Source organism: Streptomyces sp. NPDC037301 (genome assembly GCF_055602785.1).
In genome coordinates this window covers 1-2632 of the sequence record NZ_JBVJWD010000145.1, presented here as the reverse complement: position 1 = coordinate 2632, position 2632 = coordinate 1, and the positions used below count along the sequence as shown (strand labels likewise).

1 protein-coding gene is annotated in these 2632 nt (G+C 70.7%); it reads left to right on the top strand.

The annotated features are described in order from the left end of the window. A partial coding sequence (locus tag ACZ7IB_RS48925; protein ID WP_470921832.1) for a type I polyketide synthase occupies nucleotides 1–2632 on the top strand: 2632 nt, incomplete at both ends.

Sequence of the window (2632 nt, the reverse complement as noted above, 5' to 3'; positions counted from 1 at the left end):
AGTTGCTCGCGGACGGTGTGGCGGACGCGGATTACTGGTATCGCAATCTGCGTCAGCCGGTGCGTTTTGAGGAGACGGTTCGCGGGCTCATCGCCACAGGTCACACCACGTTCATTGAAGTGAGTGCGCACCCGGTGCTGACGTCTCCGGTCGAGGAGACCGGTGAGGCGATGGGCATCGAGGTGTACGCGGGCGGCACCCTACGCCGTGATCAGGGTGGCAGCCGTCGATTCCTGTCCTCGCTGGGCGAGTTGTGGGTGCGCGGCGGTACGCCCGACTGGTCGGCGGTCTACGCCCCGGTCGCCGAAGGCACCGAGCCGGTCGAGCTGCCCACCTATGCCTTCCAGCGCGACCGCTACTGGCTCGCGCCCTCGGCCGCCGGTGCGCCCGTCCAGGTGGAGCTGCCCTCCGCGCCGGTCGCCGAACCGGTCGACGGTTTTCGGCAGAAGGTGCTCGACGCGCCCACCGACAGCCGGCGCCTGCGCGTCGTGCTGGACGAGGTGTGCACCCAGGCAGCGGCCGTACTCGGCTGGGCCTCGGCGCAGGAGGTCGAGGTGGGCCGGGCGTTCCGCGAGGCAGGATTCGACTCGCTGACCGCCGTGGACCTGCGCAACCGACTGGGCATCGCGACCGGGCAGCCCCTCGCGCAGACGGCCGTGTTCGACTACCCGACGCCGCTGCGGCTCGCGGAGCACCTGCGCGACCGCATACTCGGCGCGGACAGTTCGGACGGCGATGACGCGGAAACCGCCGCCCTGCGTTCTCGTACGACATCCGGCACGTCCGGTGACGAGCCCATCGCCATCGTGGCCACCAGCTGCCGCTTCCCCGGCGACATACGCTCCCCGGAAGACCTGTGGCGGCTGCTGCTCGACGGGCAGGACGTCATCTCCGGGCTGCCGGAAGACCGTGGCTGGGACCTCCACGCGCTGTACGACCCGGACTCCTCGCGGGCGGGCACCAGCTACGTCGACCAGGGCGGATTCCTGCACGACGCCGGGCAGTTCGACGCGGGCTTCTTTGGGATCTCGCCGCGCGAGGCCGTGGCCATGGACCCGCAGCAGCGGCTCCTCCTGGAGACCTCCTGGGAGGCCGTGGAACGCGCGGGCCTCGACCCGGAGACGCTGCGCGGCAGCAGGACCGGTGTCTTCGTCGGCGCCGTCCCGCACGGCTACGGCGCCTACGCCACCAACGCCCAGCAATCCGGGGGCTATCTGTTCACCGGCGCCGCAGGCAGCGTGGCCTCGGGGCGCATCTCCTACAGCTTCGGTCTGACGGGTCCCGCCATGACGGTGGACACGGCGTGCTCCTCTTCGCTGGTCGCGCTGCACCTGGCGGTACAGGCGCTGCGGCAGGGCGAGTGCTCGATGGCGCTCGCCGGCGGAGTGACGGTGATGTCGACCCCGGGCGTCTTCACCGAGTTCAGCCAACAGCGAGGACTCGCCCCCGACGGCCTGTGCAAGCCCTTCGCCGCGGCGGCGGACGGCACGGCCTGGGGCGAGGGCGTCGGGGTGCTGCTCCTGGAGCCGCTGTCCCAGGCACAGCGCAACGGCCACCAGGTGCTGGCCGTGATCCGTGGCTCGGCCGTCAACCAGGACGGTGCTTCCAACGGCCTGACTGCGCCGAACGGGCCGTCGCAGCAGCGAGTCATCCGTCAGGCGCTGGCCAACGCGCAGCTCGAAGCGTCGGACGTCGACGTGCTCGAGGCGCACGGCACCGGCACCACTTTGGGCGACCCGATCGAGGCCCAGGCGCTGCTGGCCACGTACGGCCAGGACAGGCCCGAGGACCGGCCACTGCTGCTTGGCTCGCTGAAGTCGAACCTCGGCCACACCTCCGCCGTCGCAGGCATCGCGGGCGTGATCAAGATGGTGGAAGCGATGCGGCACGGTGTGGTGCCGAGGACCTTGCACGTGGATGAGCCGACGCCGAATGTGGACTGGACCGCGGGTGCGGTGGAGTTGGTGACCGAGGGCCGTGCGTGGCCGGAGACGGGTCGGGTACGGCGTGCGGGTGTGTCGTCGTTCGGTGTGAGCGGGACGAACGCGCACGTGATCGTGGAACAGGCCCCGGTGGTGGAGCAGGAGCAGGAGCAGGTTCCGGTGGCGGAGCCTGCGGGGGGTGTGGTGCCGTGGGCGCTTTCGGGGAAGTCGGCTGCGGGGTTGCGTGGGCAGGCGGCGCGGTTGCGGGAGTTCGTGACGTCGTCTGACGCGTCGCTCGCGGATGTCGGCCATTCGCTGGTGTCGTCGCGGGCGGGGATGGAGCACCGGGCAGTGGTGCTGGGCTCGGACCGTGAAGAGTTGGTGGCCGCTCTGGAGGCGGTGGCGGTGGGTGAGCCTGCTGAGGGTGTGGTGTCCGGGGTGCGGCGCGAGGGTGCGTCGGACGTGGTGTTCGTCTTCCCGGGCCAGGGCAGCCAGTGGGCGGGTATGGCGGTGGAGCTGCTGGATTCTTCGCAGGTGTTCGCGGAGCGGTTCGGTGAGTGCGCGGCCGCGTTGGAGCCGCACATCGACTGGGTGCCGGAGGACGTGCTGCGGGAACGGGAGGGTGCGCCGTCTCTTGATCGGGTGGATGTGGTCCAGCCGATGCTGTGGGCGGTCATGGTGTCCCTGGCCGAGGTGTGGCGTGCACATGG